General features: G+C 74.0%; 15 protein-coding genes. 12 read left to right on the plus strand and 3 right to left on the minus strand.

Going from position 1 to position 16,583, the window contains the following annotated elements:
* The first annotated feature begins 39 nt into the window (after nt 1–39).
* The 10 genes from G407_RS0101150 to G407_RS0101195 all read left to right on the plus strand — a co-directional run bounded on the left by G407_RS0101150 (nt 40) and on the right by G407_RS0101195 (nt 9,089).
* Nucleotides 40–870, plus strand: a complete 831-nt coding sequence (locus G407_RS0101150) for an ABC transporter substrate-binding protein (protein ID WP_029029330.1) — start codon at nt 40–42, stop codon at nt 868–870.
* 110 nt (nt 871–980) lie between these two features.
* Nucleotides 981–2,039: a magnesium chelatase ATPase subunit I gene (gene bchI, locus G407_RS0101155; RefSeq protein ID WP_029029331.1), complete on the plus strand. Its 1,059-nt coding sequence runs from the start codon at nt 981–983 to the stop codon at nt 2,037–2,039.
* On the plus strand, nt 2,036–3,877 hold the full coding sequence (locus tag G407_RS0101160) for a magnesium chelatase subunit D (RefSeq protein WP_029029332.1): 1,842 nt from the start codon (nt 2,036–2,038) through the stop codon (nt 3,875–3,877). Before bchI ends, G407_RS0101160 begins: the two co-directional genes overlap by 4 nt.
* Nucleotides 3,874–4,782, plus strand: a complete 909-nt coding sequence (gene bchO, locus G407_RS0101165; RefSeq protein WP_029029333.1) for an alpha/beta fold hydrolase BchO — start codon at nt 3,874–3,876, stop codon at nt 4,780–4,782. Before G407_RS0101160 ends, bchO begins: the two co-directional genes overlap by 4 nt.
* Before the next feature lie 153 nt (nt 4,783–4,935).
* Nucleotides 4,936–5,340, plus strand: a complete 405-nt coding sequence (locus tag G407_RS0101170; RefSeq protein ID WP_029029334.1) for a c-type cytochrome — start codon at nt 4,936–4,938, stop codon at nt 5,338–5,340.
* A gap of 104 nt (nt 5,341–5,444) precedes the next feature.
* A complete protein-coding gene (locus G407_RS0101175; RefSeq protein ID WP_029029335.1) occupies nt 5,445–6,377 on the plus strand; it encodes a coiled-coil domain-containing protein in 933 nt (310 codons plus the stop codon).
* Nucleotides 6,378–6,466: 89 nt separating this feature from the next.
* Nucleotides 6,467–7,099 (plus strand): urease accessory protein UreE, encoded by a 633-nt coding sequence (locus G407_RS0101180; RefSeq protein ID WP_029029336.1) that lies wholly within the window; start codon nt 6,467–6,469, stop codon nt 7,097–7,099.
* A gap of 21 nt (nt 7,100–7,120) precedes the next feature.
* Nucleotides 7,121–7,792, plus strand: a complete 672-nt coding sequence (locus tag G407_RS0101185) for an urease accessory protein UreF (RefSeq protein ID WP_029029337.1) — start codon at nt 7,121–7,123, stop codon at nt 7,790–7,792.
* A 23-nt stretch (nt 7,793–7,815) separates the two neighbouring features.
* Nucleotides 7,816–8,445 carry an urease accessory protein UreG gene (gene ureG, locus G407_RS0101190; protein WP_029029338.1) on the plus strand — a complete coding sequence of 210 codons (630 nt, stop codon included), beginning with the start codon at nt 7,816–7,818 and terminating at the stop codon, nt 8,443–8,445.
* Between the two features lie 62 nt (nt 8,446–8,507).
* Nucleotides 8,508–9,089, plus strand: a complete 582-nt coding sequence (locus G407_RS0101195) for a HupE/UreJ family protein (protein WP_029029339.1) — start codon at nt 8,508–8,510, stop codon at nt 9,087–9,089.
* Between the two features lie 127 nt (nt 9,090–9,216).
* Here the strand turns inward: G407_RS0101195 and G407_RS0101200 are convergent, their stop codons facing one another.
* Together G407_RS0101200 and G407_RS0101205 are read right to left on the minus strand one after the other, a co-directional pair.
* Entirely contained in the window at nt 9,217–11,067 is a 1,851-nt protein-coding gene (locus G407_RS0101200; RefSeq protein ID WP_029029340.1) for an adenine deaminase, read from the minus strand.
* Nucleotides 11,068–11,298: 231 nt separating this feature from the next.
* Complete coding sequence (locus tag G407_RS0101205) at nt 11,299–12,978, minus strand: methyl-accepting chemotaxis protein (RefSeq protein ID WP_043538618.1); 1,680 nt, start codon at nt 12,976–12,978, stop codon at nt 11,299–11,301.
* A 351-nt stretch (nt 12,979–13,329) separates the two neighbouring features.
* Here G407_RS0101205 and G407_RS0101210 point away from each other — a divergent pair, with 351 nt between their 5' ends.
* Nucleotides 13,330–14,622, plus strand: coding sequence for an adenylosuccinate synthase (locus G407_RS0101210; protein WP_029029342.1), 1,293 nt, complete (start codon nt 13,330–13,332; stop codon nt 14,620–14,622).
* Between the two features lie 34 nt (nt 14,623–14,656).
* Nucleotides 14,657–16,162, plus strand: a complete 1,506-nt coding sequence (locus tag G407_RS0101215; protein WP_029029343.1) for a hypothetical protein — start codon at nt 14,657–14,659, stop codon at nt 16,160–16,162.
* A gap of 19 nt (nt 16,163–16,181) precedes the next feature.
* On the opposite strand, the gene crcB is transcribed toward G407_RS0101215, so the two are convergent.
* A complete protein-coding gene (crcB, locus tag G407_RS0101220) occupies nt 16,182–16,553 on the minus strand; it encodes a fluoride efflux transporter CrcB (RefSeq protein ID WP_029029344.1) in 372 nt (123 codons plus the stop codon).
* Nucleotides 16,554–16,583: the final 30 nt, after the last annotated feature.

The raw sequence follows: 16,583 nt of genomic DNA on the forward strand, positions 1-16,583 counted from the left end.
CGCGCGGGGATCTCCCCGCGGCTTCAGAGGAGACACCCCGTGGACCGTTCCAGGATTCGCCGCACGATCCTCGCCGCCGCCGTCGCGCTCCTGCCCTTCGCGACGCCCGGCGTGGCGCAGGAGCGCTTCATCACCGTCGCCTCCACGACGTCGACGGTGAATTCCGGCCTGTTCGAGGCGATCCTCCCGGCCTTCACGGAGGAGACCGGAATCGGGGTGCGCGTCGTCTCCCAGGGCACCGGGCAGGCGCTCGAGACCGGCCGGCGCGGCGACGCCGACGTCGTCTTCGTCCATTCCCGTCCCGCCGAGGAGCAGTTCGTGGCGGAGGGCTACGGCGTCGCCCGAATACCGGTGATGTACAACGACTTCGTCGTCGTCGGCCCGCAGGCGGACCCTGCGGGGATCGCCGGCGGCAGCGACTCCGTCGCGGCGCTCGCCGCGATCGCGCAGGCCCGGGCGCTCTTCGCCTCCCGCGGCGACGATTCGGGCACGCACCAGGCCGAGAAGCGCCTTTGGGAGGCCGCCGGGGTGTCTCCCGAGGGCTCCTGGTACCGCGAGACCGGCTCCGGCATGGGCACGACGCTCAACATCGCCGCCGAGATGCCCGCCTACGCGCTCACCGACCGCGGCACCTGGCTCTCCTTCGAGAACAAGGCCGATCTCGAGATCCTCGTCGAGGGCGACCGGCGGCTGTTCAACCAGTACGGCGTCATCCTGGTCTCGCCGGAGCGGCACCCGCACGTGAAGGCCGACGACGCCCGCGCCTTCATCGACTGGCTCGTCTCGCCCGAGGGCCAGGGCGCCATCGCCGGCTACACGATCGGCGGCGAGCAGCTGTTCTTCCCCAATGCCGACGAGCCGGGCGCCTGACCGTCATCCGAACGAGACAGGTATCGGTGTAAGCGCGAATGGCGCGGGCGTGCGCCCGCCGCTAGCCTCTCCTCGAGCGGGCCACCCGAGGTCCGGATCGAGGAGAGGACATGCGTCAGGTCTACCCGTTCTCGGCGATCGTCGGCCAGGACGAGATGAAGCTCGCGCTGGAGATCGCCGCCGTCGACCAGTCGGTCGGCGGCGTGCTCGTCTTCGGTGACCGCGGCACCGGCAAGTCCACCGCCGTGCGCGCGCTCGCGGGCCTGCTGCCGCCGATGAAGGTGGTCGAGCACTGTGCCTACAATTGCGATCCGGCCAAGCCGCGCGGCGAGTGCCAGTCCTGCGCCGCGCGCGAGGCGGCGGGTGCGTCCTTCACCGCCGTCGAGGTGCCGGTCCCCGTCGTCGACCTGCCGCTCGGCGCGACCGAGGACCGCGTCGTCGGCGCGCTCGACCTGGAGCGGGCGATCACCAGGGGCGAGAAGGCCTTCGAGGCCGGGCTCCTCGCCCGCGCCCATCGCGGCTTCCTCTACATCGACGAGGTCAACCTGCTCGAGGACCACCTCGTCGACCTGCTCCTCGACGTCGCCGCCTCGGGCGAGAACGTGGTGGAGCGCGAGGGGCTCTCCGTGCGCCATCCGGCGCGCTTCGTCCTCGTCGGCTCGGGCAACCCCGAGGAGGGGGAGCTGCGCCCGCAGCTGCTCGACCGGTTCGGCCTCTCCGTCGACGTGAAGACGCCCGCCGACATCCCGACGCGCGTCGCCATCGTGCGCCGCCGCGACGCGTTCGAGCGCGATCCGGCCGCCTTCATCGCGGACCACGCCGAGGCGGACGCGCGGCTGCGCAAGCGCATCGCCGCCGCGCGCGGCCGCCTGCCGGAGACGCTCGTCTCGGAGGAAGCACTAGAGGCCGCCGCACGGCTGTGCGTCGCGCTCGGCACGGACGGGCTGCGCGGCGAGATCACGCTGATCCGCGCCGCCCGCGCCCTCGCGGCGCTGGAGGGCGTCGAGGAGGTCGGCCTCGCCGCGCTGCGCGCCGTCGCACCGCTGGCGCTGCGCCACCGCCTGCGCCGCAATCCGCTCGACGATTCCGGGTCGGGGGTGCGGGTCGAGCGGGCGCTCGCCGAGGTGATCCCGGCGGAGGTCGCCTCCCCGAAAGCCCTCGCGTCGTGAACGCGGAAGCGCCGCGGACGCTCTCGGAGACCTGGCGCGCCGCCGCCCGGGCCGCGGCGCTCGTGGCGATCGATCCGGCCGGCCTCGGCGGCGCGTCCCTGCGTGCCGCCGCCGGCCCCGTGCGCGACCGCTGGCTCGCCTGGCTGCGGCATCTGCTGCCCGAGGGCACGCCCTTCCGGCGCGTGCCGGCGTGCATCGACGACGACCGGCTGCTCGGCGGGCTCGACCTCGTCGCCACGCTGAAGGCCGGGCGGCCGGTGATCGGGCGCGGCATCCTCGCCGAGGCGGACGGCGGCATCGTCGTCCTCGCCATGGCCGAGCGCCTGCCCGGCACCGTCGCCGGCAGGCTCGCCTCCGTGCTCGACGGTCGCGCGGTGCGCCTCGAGCGCGAGGGGCTCGCCGCGACGCTCGAGACCCATATCGGCGTGGTCGCCCTCGACGAGGGCCGCGAGGAGGACGAACGCCCGCCCGACGCCCTGCTCGACCGGCTCGCGTTCCTGATAGACCTCACTGGGGTCTCCCACCGCGAGACCGGGGACCCGGGCATCGCCCCCGCCGCGATCGCGGCGGCGCGGGCGCGGCTGCCGTCGGTCGCAGTCTCGGACGCGCGGCTGGAGGCCCTCTGTGGCTCGGCGGCAGCGGTCGCCATCGCCTCGCTGCGCGCGCCGCTGCTCGCGCTGCGCGCCGCGCGCGCGCTCGCGGCGCTCGACGGACGGGCCGAGGTGTCGGACGAGGACGTCTCGGAGGCGTTCCGCCTCGTGCTCGCCCCGCGCGCCCGCGCCCTCCCGCCGGCGCCCCGCGACGGCGAGGACGATGCCGAGCCGCCGCCCGACGAGGCCGATCGTGCGGGCGACGCCCCTCCCCCCGACGACCCGCCGGCCGCGGACGAGACGCCGGAGGACCCGGCCCCGGACGAGACCGAGGAACGCCCCCTCACGGCCGAGGAGCTGCAGAACCTCGTGCTCGAGGCCGCGAAGGCGATCCTGCCCGAGGACCTGCTCGCGCAGCTGCGCGCCGGCGTCGCCGGCCTGAAGACCGCCCGCACGCGCGGCGAGACCGGCGCCCGCGCCCGCCCGGGCGTCACCGGCCGCCCCGCCGGATCGCGTCCGGGCGAGCCGCGGCGCGGCGCGCGGCTCGACCTCGTCTCGACGCTGCGCGCGGCGGCACCCTGGCAACCGCTGCGCACCCGCGGTCGCGACGCCACCGCCGGCGGTCCCCGCGTCGCCGTGCGGCGCGAGGATTTCCGCGTGGGCGTGCGCAAGCCCACCATCCGCCGCACCACGATCTTCGCCGTCGACGCCTCGGGCTCCTCCGCCCTCGCCCGCCTCGCCGAGGCGAAGGGTGCCGTCGAGCTGCTGCTCGCGGAATGCTACGTGCGGCGCGACCGCGTCGCCCTCGTCGCCTTCCGCAACCGCGACGCCGAGCTCGTGCTCGAGCCGACGCGCTCGCTCGCGCGGGCGAAGCGGGCGCTCGCCGGCCTCGCCGGCGGCGGCGCGACGCCGCTCTCGCGCGGGATCGAGGCCGCGCTCGCCTGCGCCGACGCCGTCCGGCGCAAGGGCGAGGATCCCGCGATCGTGCTCCTCACCGACGGCAAGACCAACATCGACCGCTCCGGCGAGCCGGGCCGCGAGGCGGCCCGCGAGGACGCCCTCGCCGCCGCCCGCGAGGCGCGCGCGCGCGGCATCGTCGCCCTCGTCGTCGACATCTCTCGCGCCGGCCAGCCGCTGGCGCAGGAGATCGCGTCCACGATGGGCGCGCGCTACCTCGCGCTGCCCTACGCCGACGCCGCGACGCTCTCCTCCGCCGTGACCGCGGCGCTGCCCGCGCAGCGCGGGTGAGCGCGGTGGGCCGGCTCGACTGGGCGCGCGACGGGGCGGACTGGCCCAACCGCGAGGCCTCGCTCTTCGTGCGCGCCGCCGGTGCGCTCTGGCACGTCCAGCGCATGGGTGCGCCCGAGGCGCCGACTCTCCTGCTGGCCCACGGCACCGCCGCCTCCAGCCATTCCTGGCGCGACCTGATGCCCCTGCTCGCGGACGATTTCGACGTGATCGCCTGCGATCTCCCCGGCCACGGCTTCAGCGAGCCGATGGCCCGCGGGCGCCCGAGCCTGCCCGGCATGGCCCGCGCGCTCGCCGATCTCCTCGCGGCGCTCGATGCCCGCCCCGCGCTCGTCGTCGGGCATTCGGCGGGCGCCGCGCTGACGATCCGCATGGTGCTCGACCGGCGGATCGCGCCCGCCGGCATCGTCGCCATCAACGGCGCGCTGATGCCCTTCGGCGGCGTGGCCGGGCGCGTGTTCTCGCCGCTGGCGAAGCTGATGGCGCTCAATCCGCTCGTCCCGCGCTTCGTCTCGGCGAGCGCGGCGGACCGGGCCGGCGTCGAGCGCCTGATCCGCAACACCGGCTCGACCCTCGACGCGCGAGGCGTCGAGCTCTACCGCCGGCTCGTCGCCGACCCGGGCCACGTCCACGGTGCGCTCGCGATGATGGCGCACTGGGACCTCGATGCGCTCGTCGCCGACCTGCCCGGGCTCGCGACCCCGCTCCTGCTCGTCGTCGGCGATCGCGACGAGGCCGTCGCGCCCGAGGACGCGCGGCGCGTGCGCCGGCTCGTGCGCCATGCGACGCTCGCGACGATGAAGGGCGTGGGCCATCTCGCGCACGAGGAGCGCCCGGCGGAAACCGCGGCCCTGATCCGGGCGCTGGCCGGCGAGATCGGCCTCCTCGACGCGCCTCCGGGTTGATCCCGTGGAGAACCGCTCCAAAAAACTCCCGGCGGCGGCCGTGCTTTTCGCCCCGCTGCCGCGTTGTCGCCGTCGGTGCCGCGGGCTCGCGGCGCACGGCCGCCCGTCGCCCTCGCGACCCGGACGCGAAGAAAATAGGGAGAACGAGACCCCATGCGAAACCTGTACATCGTCGCCGCCGCCGCGTTCCTCGCCGCCCCCGGCATCGCCGCCGCCCAGGAGGCCGCGGGCGATCCGCAGGCGGGCGAGCGCGTCTTCAACCAGTGCCGCGCCTGCCACATGGTCGGCGAGAACGCACAGAACCGCGTCGGGCCGGTGCTCAACGACCTGTTCGGCCGCGAGGCCGGCAGCCTCGAGGACTACAACTACTCGCAGGCCATGCAGGACTACGACGTGACCTGGACCCACGAGACGTTCCGCACCTACATCAAGGATCCCCGCGGCGAGGTGCCCGGCACGAAGATGGTCTATCCCGGCCTGCGGAACGACGAGCAGGTCACCGACCTGATCGCCTATCTCGAGCAATACGACGACGACGCGGACGACGCCGCGCAGTAAGCGGCACCGCCGCACACCCGCCCGCGGCGCGCGGAACGGTCGCGCGCCGCGCAGCGTTGCCGTCGCGCTCGGACCCGGTGGTTTCGATATCGAGGAGAGGCGCGATGGCAGACGAGACGAAGAACGAGTTCACCCGCCCCATACCCCTGGCGCTCGCCGTCGTCGCGGCGATCGGCTGGATCGTGGCGATCTGGGCGCTCGTCTCGGCCGGCTCCACCGAGCAGGACTACGCCAGGCGCCTCGCGACCCTCGAGGAGGAGCGTACCGCCGCCGTGAGCTCCCTCGAGCAGCAGCGGGCCGCTGCGGGCGATCTCGACGCCATCCGCGTCCAGATCGAGGAAGGCGAGGCCCGCCTGGAGGAAGCGCAGGCCGCCGAGACGGAAGCGACCGGACGCGCCGAGACGCTGGCCTCCAAGATCGCGGAGCGCGAGGAGCGCCTCGCGACGCTGCAGCAGGAGGTCGCTGCGCAGGAGCAGACCTACGCGCAGCGCCAGGAGGAGATCGCGGGCTGGCGCGAGGAGATCGAGTCCGCCCGCGCGGAGCTCGCGGACCTGGAGAACGACCTCGCCGCCCGCTCGCAGGAGGTCGCCGACGTCGGGTCGCGTCTCGAGACCCTGCGCGCCGAGGAGGCGCAGGCCCGCGACAGCCTCTCCACGCTGACGCAGGAGGCCGCCGCGCGCAGCGAGGAGGCCGCGCAGGCGGAGTCGCGCATCCAGGCCGCCCGCGAGGCGGAAGCGGCGGCGCGCGAGCAGATCGCCGCCCTCGAGGAGCAGCTCCAGGCGCTGGAGGCCCAGGTCGAGGCCGCGCGCCGGGGCATCACGCCGAGCCTCGGCGGCCCGCTCGTCGGCGACGACGCCGCCGCTGGCGGCAACGCCGCGACCGAGAGCACGGACACGAACAGCACGCAGTCGACCCCCGGCGTCGACGACGGCGAGCCGCCGGCGAACGCGAGCGGGTCGCCCCAGGGCGGCCCCGAGCGCCCGGGCCCCGAGTGCCGCTTCACCGGCGACGGCTGGGTCTGCGCCCCGGCCGAGTGACGCATCCCGCCGGGCGCGACGCTGCTTTGCAGGCGCGCCCGGCTCGTCTATCGTCTCGCGACGAAACCCCCACCTCGCCGCGAGAGACCATGCACCGCGCCACCTCCGTCGTCCGCCGCGCCGCCGTCAAGCCCGAGAAGATCGTCGACACGGTCACCCTCGATCACGAGGGCCGCAACCGTCGGCGCATCGCGCTCACCGGCGACGGCGGGCTCGCCTTCCTGCTCGACCTCGACAAGGCGACCGCGCTCGCCGACGGCGACGCCGTGAAGCTGGAGGACGGCCGGCTCGTGCAGGTGAAGGCGGCCGCCCAGCCGCTTCTCGAGATCACCGCCGAGAACCCGCTGCGCCTCCTCCGGCTCGCCTGGCACATCGGCAATCGGCACACGCAAGCCGAGATCACCGCGGACGCGGTCTACATCGAGCGGGACCACGTGCTCGCCGAGATGGTTCGCGGCCAAGGCGGCCTCGCCCGCGAGGTCGAGCGCGCCTTCCACCCGGAGCGCGGGGCGTACGACCACGAATGCGGGCACGGCCACGATTGCGGGCACGACCACGGGCATGCGCACGGGCACTCCCACGGGCACTCCCACGGGCATGGGCATTCCCATGCGCATGCTCATGAGCATGGCCCCACGCACGATCACGGGCATGCGCACGACCACGGGCACGACCACGGGCACGACCACGCTCATGGCCATCGTCCCCACCACGACCACTGAGCCGGTCCGGGACCCCGGCTCGTGTCGCTCTCCCTCCCCCTCCTGATCTGGACGTCCCCCGCCTTCCCCGTCGGCGCGTTCGCCTATTCGCACGGGCTCGAATGGGCGCAGGAGGCCGGCGACGTCTGCGATGCCGAGAGCCTGGAGGCGTGGTTGCGCGACCTCTACGCCCACGGCGCCCCGCGCAACGACGCGATCCTGTGCGCCGAGGCCCGGCGCGCCGCCGACGATCCCGCCCGCCTCGCCGAGCTGGCGGAGCTCGCGGTCGCGCTCGCGCCGTCGGCCGAGCGGCGGCTCGAGACGATCACGCAGGGCAATGCCTTCCTCTCCGTCTGCGCGGCCTCCTGGCCCTGCGCCGCGCTCGACGCCTATCGCACGGGCGCGGGCGAGGCCGACACGCCGCTGCCGGTCGCCTTCGGCCTCGTCGCCGGAGGGCACGCCATCCCCCTGCGCGAGACGCTGGAGGCACTCGGCCTCGGCTTCGCGCAGAACCTCGTCTCCGCCGCCGTGCGGCTCGGCATCCTCGGGCAGACGCGTGCGCAGGCGGTCGTGGCCTCGCTCTTGCCTGCGATCCGTGCGCGCGCCGAAGCGGCGGAGGGCGAGGGCCTCGACGACCTCGGCGCCGCCGCCTTCCGCGCCGACCTCGGAGCCCTGCTCCACGAGACGCAGTACACCCGCCTGTTCCGATCCTGAGAGGAGCTCGACCGATGGCCCCGATGTCCCCCTCCCCTCACGGACCGCTGCGCGTCGGGATCGGCGGGCCCGTCGGCACGGGCAAGACGGCGCTGATGGAGGCGCTGTGCAAGCGCTTTGCCGGGCGCTACGACCTGTGCGCCATCACGAACGACATCTACACCAAGGAGGACGCGCGCCTCCTCACGGTGGCCGGCGCGCTGCCGGAGGAGCGGATCATGGGCGTCGAGACGGGCGGGTGCCCGCACACGGCGATCCGCGAGGACTGCTCGATCAACCTCGCCGCCATCGACACGATGACGAAGCGCTTCCCGGGGCTCGACCTGATCCTGCTCGAGTCGGGTGGCGACAACCTCGCCGCCACGTTCTCGCCGGAGCTCGCGGACATCACCGTCTACGTCATCGACGTCTCGGGCGGCGAGAAGATCCCCCGCAAGGGCGGGCCGGGCATCACCCGATCGGACCTGCTCGTCATCAACAAGATCGACCTCGCGCCGCATGTCGGCGCGAGCCTCGAGGTGATGGAGACCGATTCCGCCCGCATGCGCGGCAAGCGGCCGTTCGTCTTCGCCAACATGCGCACCGGCGAGGGCGTGGACGCGATCGCGCGCTTCATCGAGGAGGCGGGCGGGCTCTCGGCGAAGGCCGCCTGAGGGTCCGGATCTTGCGGGTCGCGGGTCGTCGGGCCGCGCGAAGGGCGACGATGGAGGGGGCGATGATGAAGTTTTCCGCATGCGGCGCCGCGGCGCTGCTCGTTCTGGCGGCGACGCCGGCACTGGCGCATGTCGGCCACCAGCCGACGGACGGTTTCCTCGCCGGCCTCACCCACCCGCTGACGGGTCTCGACCATCTCCTCGCGATGCTGGCGGTGGGCCTCTGGGCGGGGGTCGTCGGCGGGCGCGCGACCTGGGCCTGGCCCGCGGCCTTCGTCGCCGCGATGACGGCTGCCGCGCTCTACGGGATGGTCGGGCCGTGGCTCCCGGGCGTCGAGCCCGCGATCGCCGGCTCGGTGCTGGCGCTCGGCCTCGCCGTGGCGCTGCGGCTGCGCGCCCCGCTCGTGCTGGGCGCCGCCGCCTGCGGCGCCTTCGCGCTCGCCCACGGCTGGGCCCACGGCGCGGAGCTGCCGCTCGGCGCGGGCGCCGGCGCCTACGTCGCGGGCTTCGTCCTGGCGACGGCGGCGCTGCACGCGCTCGGCGTCGTCGCGGGCCGGCTGCTGGCGCGCGACCTGCCCGGCTGGGCGACGCACGGCGCCGGCGGGGCGGTCGCGGCGATGGGGGTCGCGCTGCTGGTCGGATGAGGCGGCCCTTCCGCCCGACAGGCGATCGGCGCGCAGCGAGTCGGGTGGCGGCGGAAGCGGCCGGAACGCTCCCCGGCCGCTCGCCCTGTCGCATCCGCTTCGCGGCCCGTCCCCCTCGGGCGGAAGCTCACTCCGCCGCGTCCCGCCCCTCCTCGAACGGCGGCACGATCGTCATCTGGGGGACCAGCACCAGCCCCATGTCGGTGATGCGGATCTCCGGGATCACCGAGAGCGGGATGAGGTTGAAGCCCATGTAGGGGATGGTGCAGCCGGCCTCGGACCAAGCCTCCTTGAGCACCCGAGTCTCCTCGGCGACCTCCGTCACCCGCTTGTCGGAGAGGAGCCCCGCGATGGGGAGCGCGACGAAGGCCTTCACCGCGCCCCCGTCGACGACGCACACCCCACCCTGCGCCTCGCGCAGCGTGTCGAGCGCGAGGCGCATGTCGGCCTCGTTGGTGCCGGCCACGATGAGGTTGTGCGAATCGTGGCCGACCGACGACGCGACGGCGCCGGACTCCAGGCCGAAATCCTTTAGGAGCCCGTGCGCCACCCGGCTCTCGCCGCCCGAGAGCCCGTGGCGCTCGATCACGGCGACGTGGCAGAGATCGGCGCCGCTCGCGCGGATGATCTCTTCCCACGTCTCGCCGGAGGGCAGCGTCACCCGATCGTGCAGCACGACGATGCCCGGCAGCGCCGTGCGCAGCGTGTTCGCGATCGCCGGCGTGCGCGGCGGCGCGGGGACGAGCGGCGGGTCGCCGGCGATCTTCACGGTGGCATAGGCCGCCTTCGGGTAGACCCAGCGGTCGGAGAGCGCGGCGTCGAGCACGGGGGTGATCCTGGCGTCCTCGACGACGAGCGTGCCGCCGTACCAGGTGTTGCGCACCTCGAGCGCGTCGTTCAGCAGCACGACGTCGGCACGGCGCCCGCCGCCGAGCGCGCCGATCTCGCCGTCCTGGTGGTAGCGCGTCGCGGGGTGGAGCGAGCCCATGGCCCAGGCCTGCTCGCGGGTCATGCCCGCCGTCCAGGCCTGGCGCGTGACCCAGTCCATGCCGAACAGCATCAGGTCGTCGGCGTCGCGGTCGTCCGTGCAGACGCACACGCGCTTGTTGGAGGCGCCGAGTTCCGTGATCGTCTTGATCGCCTCCGGCAGCGAGTGCCACGGCGTGGTCGGCGGCCCGCCGCGCAGGAAGATCCAGACGCCGGCATCGAGCAGGTCGTCGGCGATGTCGCGGTCGATCGCCTCGTGCGTGTCGGTGACGCCCGCCGCCGCGTAGGCCGCCACGAACTCGCGCCCGTAGATGTGGCCCGAGACCGGCCGCCCGCGCGACAGCGCCGCCGCGAGGATCGCGTGCGAGCGCGGATCGCCGTGGGCCACCTGCACGAAGTCCATCTTCTCGCCGAGCGCCACCGCCTCCGGCCAGCGGTCGAACAGCGCGCCGATCTTCTCCGCGGTGAGGTCCCCGCCGGCGGTCTCGAGCTCCGGCGACGTGGCGGGCACCGTCGATGGCACGGTGAGGAAGATCGACAGGGGCGCCTGGCGCGCGTCCTCCAGCATGGCCTCGACGCCCGCGACGTCCATGACGTTGCCGATCTCGTGGCTGTCGCAGAAGATCGTCGTCGTGCCGTTGAGCAGCGCTGCCTCGGCGTAGGCGCAGGCCGTCACCATCGACGATTCGATGTGGATGTGCGGGTCGACCAGGCCCGGCGCGAGGATGCCGCCGTTGGCGTCGTAGATTTCCGCCGGCGCGTGCGCGAGCTGCGCGTGCGCGCCGTTCGGCTTTACCGCGGCGATGCGCCCGCCGGCGATCCAGACCTCGCGCTCGGGCAGGATCCGGTCGGTGTAGGTGGAGAGCACCCGCGCCCCGCGGATCACGAGATCGGGCGCCGCCCGCCCGGCGGCGACATCGGCGAGACGGCGCGTCATCGTCGCGAGCGGCGCGACGGAGAAGCGGGTGAGGCGGGCGGTGGTGTCGGCCATGGGGGGCTCCGGCGATGACTGTCGTCCGGAGGGTAGCGTGCGGGGGGACGCGCGCAAGCGGGGCTTTTCCACTTCCCGTCGCGGGAAGCCGACCTCACCTCCGCCGCCGCGAGGCGTGAGAGCCGGGCGGGGCCGCGAGGCGCGCGGACGCCGCGATGCTCGGAGCGATCCCCGCCGGCGCGCTGTCGCTCGACCGCGCGCGGGCGGGGGCGTTCCGCCCCGCCGCGCGGCTCACGCCGCGCGCACCGTTCCCAGGAAGGCGTCCACCTCGCGGCCGAGATCGCTCGCACCGCGGGCCAGCTGGTTGGCCGAGGAGAGGACCTGCGTCGCCGCGGCACCCGTCGTCGTCGCCGTGCCGCGCACCTCGTCGATGCTGCGCGTCACCTCGCCGCTGCCGGAGGCCGCCTCCGCGACCGAGCGCGCGATCTCCTGCGTCGCCGCCTGCTGCTCCTCGGCGGCGGAGGCGACGGTCGTGGCAATGGCGTTCACCTCGCCGATCACCTTGGCGATCTTGCCGATCGCGGCCACCGCGCCGGCGGTCTCCGCCTGAACGCCGGAGATCTGGCTGCCGATCTCCTCGGTCGCCTTCGCCGTCTGGGAGGCGAGCGCCTTGACCTCGGCGGCGACGACCGCGAAGCCCTTGCCGGCCTCCCCGGCCCGGGCCGCCTCGATGGTGGCGTTGAGCGCGAGCAGGTTCGTCTGCTCGGCGATCTCGCCGATCAGCTTCACCACCTCCGAGATCCGCGTCGCGGTCGCGGCGAGCGCCTCCACGGCGCGCTGGGCGTCCGCCGAGTCGCTGGCGGCGCGGCCGGCGATCGCGGCCGAGCGCTGGATCTGGTCCTGGATCTCCCGCGCCGTGGCTGCGAGCTCCTCGGTCGCGGCGGCGACGGTCTGGACGTTCGCCGCCGTCTCCTCGGCAGCCGCGGCGACCGTGCCCGACTGCTCCGTCGTCAGCGATGCCGCCTTGGACATCGAGGTGGCCGTCGTTTCGAGCTGGGTCGAGGCCGTGGAGAGCGTGCGGACCAGATCGCCGACCTTCGCCTCGAAGCCGTCGGCGATCTCGGCCATCAGCCGCTTCTTCTCGCGCGCCGCGGCGGCGTCGCGGGCGCGGCCCTCCTCCTCCAGCGCGCGGTTGGCGATGAGGGCATCCTTGAACACCGAGAGCGCGGCGGCCATCGTGCCGACCTCGTCGCGCCGATCGCGCCAGCGCACTTCCGTCTCGAGCGCCCCGTCGGCGAGCCGGCGCATCGCGTCGGTGATGCCGGCGATCGGGCGGAGCAGGCCCCGCGTCACGACCAGGAACGCGGCGACGAAGGCCGCGACGCTCGCGCCGGCGGCCCCCATCAGGAAGAGCTCGGCCTGCGCGAACGCGGAGGAGGACGTGGTGTAGGCCCGCTCCGCTTCCATGACCTGGACGTCGATCAGCGCGCCGATCTGCTCCGTGACCGGATCGATCGCGGGGTAGAGCCGGCTCGTGATGAAGACGTCGAGCGCGGCGGCGTCGGACCGCTCCAGGATGCCCTTCAGCTCCGCGATCGCCGCGTTCGCCGCACCCGTTCGCGCGTCGACCAGGGCGGCGAGGCGCGCCTCCTCGCCGGTCATGCGGGTGGCGGCATAGGCCGTCCAGCGCTCTTCGATCGTCTCGCGGGCCGTACGGACGGCGGCGAGGCCCTCCTCCCAGCCGAAGGCGCCGTCGCGCACCTTGTGGGCGGCGTCGACGACGTTGACGGCGTACATGTCGGACAGTGCCTTGAGGTCCGCGAGAGGCACCACGCGGTCCGCATAGACCGTCTCGAGGCCCGAGAGGGCGACGAGCGACGTCCGCCAGCCGGAGAAGGCGACGGCGGCGACGCAGGCGAGAAGGACTCCGAGCGCGGCAAGGATTCGGACGCGAAGCGAGAGGGCGATCATCGGCTCACCTGATCCTGGAGTGACTGAATTCACTACACAGGCGAGCCCTAAACAATGAGTTAACTTCAAATAATCATCCCAATAATACGAATATCCGCCTAGTCGAATGAAGCCTCTGCTTGGCTGCGATGACACGATTGCATCTTTCGACTGCGGTGCCCCTTCGTCAGCACAGGGACCCCCGAGCACGGGCCGCCGCCTCGCCACCCCCTTGACCCCCGCCCCGCGATCCCGCACAAGACCGCGCAAGGTGAACGACCGCCCCGGCCTTGCGCCGGGGCTTTTCGTTTGCGGCCCGGCGAGCCCGGCCGCGAGCGTCCGAGGGGGCCCCGTCGAGGGGAGCTGAGAGCGATGTCGAACGTGGTCGTCGTGGGCGCCCAGTGGGGCGACGAGGGCAAGGGCAAGATCGTCGACTGGCTGTCGAGCCAGGCGGACGTGGTGGTGCGCTTCCAGGGCGGGCACAATGCCGGCCACACGCTGGTCGTCGGCGAGACGGTGTACAAGCTCTCGCTGCTGCCGTCGGGCGTGGTGCGGGAGGGCACGCTGTCGGTGATCGGCAACGGCGTCGTCGTCGATCCGCACGCGCTCGCCTCCGAGATCGAGCGGCTGAAGGGCCAGGGCGTCGCGATCTCGCGCGACAACCTGCGCATCGCCGACAACGCGACGCTCATCCTCTCCATCCACCGCGAGCTCGACGCCCTGCGCGAGTCGGGCGGGCACGGCACCAAGATCGGCACGACCAAGCGCGGCATCGGCCCCGCCTACGAGGACAAGGCCGGGCGGCGCGCGATCCGGGTGAACGACCTCGCCGATCTCGAGGCGCTGCGCCCGAAGATCGAGCGGCTGCTGACGCACCACAACGCGCTGCGCCGGGGCTTCGGCCTCGAGGAGTTCGGCGTCGAGGCGCTCTACGAGGAGCTCGCCAGCGTCGCGCCGAAGGTACTGCCCTACATCGACGCCACCTGGCGGCTCCTCGACGAGCAGCGCCGGGCGGGCAAGCGCATCCTGTTCGAGGGCGCGCAGGGCGCGCTGCTCGACGTCGACCACGGCACCTACCCGTTCGTGACCTCGTCGAACACGGTCGCGGGCCAGGCGGCGACCGGCTCCGGACTCGGCCCGAGCGCGGTCGGCTTCGTGCTCGGCATCGCCAAGGCCTACACGACGCGCGTGGGCGAGGGCCCCTTCCCCACCGAGCTGCACGACGCCGTCGGCGAGCGCATCGGCGAGCGCGGGCGCGAGTTCGGCACCGTCACCGGGCGCAAGCGCCGCTGCGGCTGGTTCGACGCCATGCTGGTCCGCCAGACGGTGCGGACGTCCGGGATCGACGGCATCGCGCTCACCAAGCTCGACGTGCTCGACGGCTTCGAGACGATCAAGGTCTGCGTGGGCTACCGCCTTGATGGCGACACGATCGACCACTTTCCTGCAGCGCAGGATGCGCAGGCGCGAATCGAGCCGATCTACAAGGAATTCGAGGGCTGGTCCGGCTCCACCGCCGGCGCCCGCTCCTGGGCGGACCTTCCCGCCCAGGCGGTCAAGTACGTGCGCTTCATCGAGGAGCTGATCGGCGCGCCGGTCGCCCTCCTCTCGACGAGCCCCGAGCGCGACGACACCATCCTGGTGACGAACCCGTTCGAGGCTTGACGGCGCGCTCTCGTTCAGGACAGTCAAACGCCCGATGGCCGACTACTACCCGCTGATCGCCCGCGCCGTGCAGGGCCTCGCCGATCCCTCTCCGCCGATGCGCGGGGCGGTCTACGAGCGTGCGCGTGCGGCGTTGATGGACCAGCTGCGCTCGCTCGATCCGCCGCTGTCGGAAGAGGACATCGCCGAGGAAGGCCGCTCGCTCGACGATGCGATCGTCCGCGTCGAGGCCGACTACGCCCCGGCCGCCGCGGCGCCGGCCCCGCCCGCCCGCGCGGAGCCGCGGCCCGCGCCGGAGGCCTACCCCGAGCCGGAGGCCTACGCCGAGCCGTATCCGGAGCCCGCTTCCTACGCGGAGCCCGAGCCCTATCCGGAGCCCGAGCCCTTCCCCGAGGCCGACCCTTTCCCTGAGGCAGAGCCTTACCAAGAGGCAGAGCCTTTCCCGGAGGCCGAGCCTTACCATGAGGCCGTGCCACATCACGAGGCCGCGCCGCGGCACGAAGGGCCATCCCTCGCGAAGGCACAGCCCTCCCCCGACCGCGCCATGACGTCGGGCGACGAGACGCAGCGATTCACGCTGCCGTCCACGCGGCGTCGTCCGGCGTTCGAGAAGCGCACGGAAGCCGACCACGCGGGCGCAGACGAGTCGGACGAGCGGCGCGCCGCGCCCGCGGCCGCCCCGGAGACCCGCCGGCGCCCGCGCATCGACGCGAAGGGCGCGAAGGCCGGGGCAGGCGGCGGGCGCGCCCGCGTCGCCATCATCGCGGGCGCCGTCGCCGCGGTGATCGGGGCCATCGCCGCAACCGCTTTGTCGCTCGGCGACGACCCGCCGGCCCTCGTCGCCGAGGCGCCGGCCCCGAGCGCGACGGCGCCGGTCGAGGACGGCAAGATCGTCGAGCGCATCGGCGGGGAGGCCCCGGTGACGGCCTCCGCACCGCAGCAGCCCGCGACGCCCCCGCTCGCGACGGACCAGGACGGCAGCATCGCCGTCGCCCAGCGCGCCGTCCTCTACGAGGAGGACCCTCTCAACCCGCAGGGCGAGCCGCGCGCCGCAGCCGGTCGTGCGGTGTGGAGCGTCGAGCCCGGCGGCCAGGGCGAGCCCGTCGTGCGCGCCACCGTCGAGATCCCCGATCCGCGCCTGCGCCTCGTGATGCTCGTCCGCCGCAACCTCGATCCGACCCTGCCGGCATCCCACACGATCGATCTCTCGTTCGAGACCGGGGACATGGAATCGCGGCGCGTGCGCGACATCGGCCTCCTCCAGCTCAAGGACGAGGAGACGATCCGCGGCGCACCCGTGGCGGGGCTGCCGGTGCCGGTGCGCGACAACCTGTTCCTGATCGGCCTCTCGAACCTGCCCCGCGACATCGAGCGCAACACCGTGCTGATGACCGAGCGCAACTGGATCGATCTGCCGGTGCGCCTCGCCTCCGGCCAGCGCGCGATCCTCTCCTTCGAGAAGGGCACGTCCGGGGACCGGATCATCGACGAGGCCTTCGCCCAGTGGGGCGAGAGCACGGTGAGCGCCGGCGCGAACTGAGCTCGCGCGTGCCCGCCGGTCAGGCGAGCGCACGCCCGAGCGCCAGCCCCACCGCGATCGCGCCGAGCGAGAGCAGGACCGACGCAGCGACATAGGCCGCCGCGAGGCCCGGCGCCCCGCGCTCCACGAGCGCGGCGGCGTCGAGCGAGAAGGCCGAGAAGGTGGTGAAGCCGCCGAGCAGGCCCGTCGTCAGAAAGAGCCGCGCCGTCTCGGACGGCATGCGCGCGAGGACCAGCGTCGCGACGAGGCCCATGGCGAAGGAGCCCGCGACGTTCACCGCGAGCGTCCCCCACGGGAAGGCGGGCCCGAAGGCGCGCAGCGCCGCCAGCCCGACGAGCCAGCGCAGCACCCCGCCGAGGCCGGCGCCGAGGAAGACGGTGAGGGCGGACACGGGCTGACCTCGCGAGGCGTGCGGGTTGGG

It is taken from the genome of Salinarimonas rosea DSM 21201, from assembly GCF_000429045.1.
GTDB classification, from domain to species: domain Bacteria; phylum Pseudomonadota; class Alphaproteobacteria; order Rhizobiales; family Beijerinckiaceae; genus Salinarimonas; species Salinarimonas rosea.

What these genes read in the sequence shown, in the direction of transcription:
- G407_RS0101210 (WP_029029342.1), top strand. Translation starts at nt 13,330, where the DNA reads ATGTCGAACGTGGTCGTCGTGGGCGCCCAGTGGGGCGACGAGGGCAAG.
- G407_RS0101205 (WP_043538618.1), bottom strand. Translation starts at nt 12,978, where the DNA reads ATGATCGCCCTCTCGCTTCGCGTCCGAATCCTTGCCGCGCTCGGAGTC.
- G407_RS0101195 (WP_029029339.1), top strand. Translation starts at nt 8,508, where the DNA reads ATGATGAAGTTTTCCGCATGCGGCGCCGCGGCGCTGCTCGTTCTGGCG.
- G407_RS0101170 (WP_029029334.1), top strand. Translation starts at nt 4,936, where the DNA reads ATGCGAAACCTGTACATCGTCGCCGCCGCCGCGTTCCTCGCCGCCCCC.
- G407_RS0101180 (WP_029029336.1), top strand. Translation starts at nt 6,467, where the DNA reads ATGCACCGCGCCACCTCCGTCGTCCGCCGCGCCGCCGTCAAGCCCGAG.
- ureG (WP_029029338.1), top strand. Translation starts at nt 7,816, where the DNA reads ATGTCCCCCTCCCCTCACGGACCGCTGCGCGTCGGGATCGGCGGGCCC.
- bchI (WP_029029331.1), top strand. Translation starts at nt 981, where the DNA reads ATGCGTCAGGTCTACCCGTTCTCGGCGATCGTCGGCCAGGACGAGATG.
- G407_RS0101175 (WP_029029335.1), top strand. Translation starts at nt 5,445, where the DNA reads ATGGCAGACGAGACGAAGAACGAGTTCACCCGCCCCATACCCCTGGCG.
- G407_RS0101200 (WP_029029340.1), bottom strand. Translation starts at nt 11,067, where the DNA reads ATGGCCGACACCACCGCCCGCCTCACCCGCTTCTCCGTCGCGCCGCTC.
- G407_RS0101215 (WP_029029343.1), top strand. Translation starts at nt 14,657, where the DNA reads ATGGCCGACTACTACCCGCTGATCGCCCGCGCCGTGCAGGGCCTCGCC.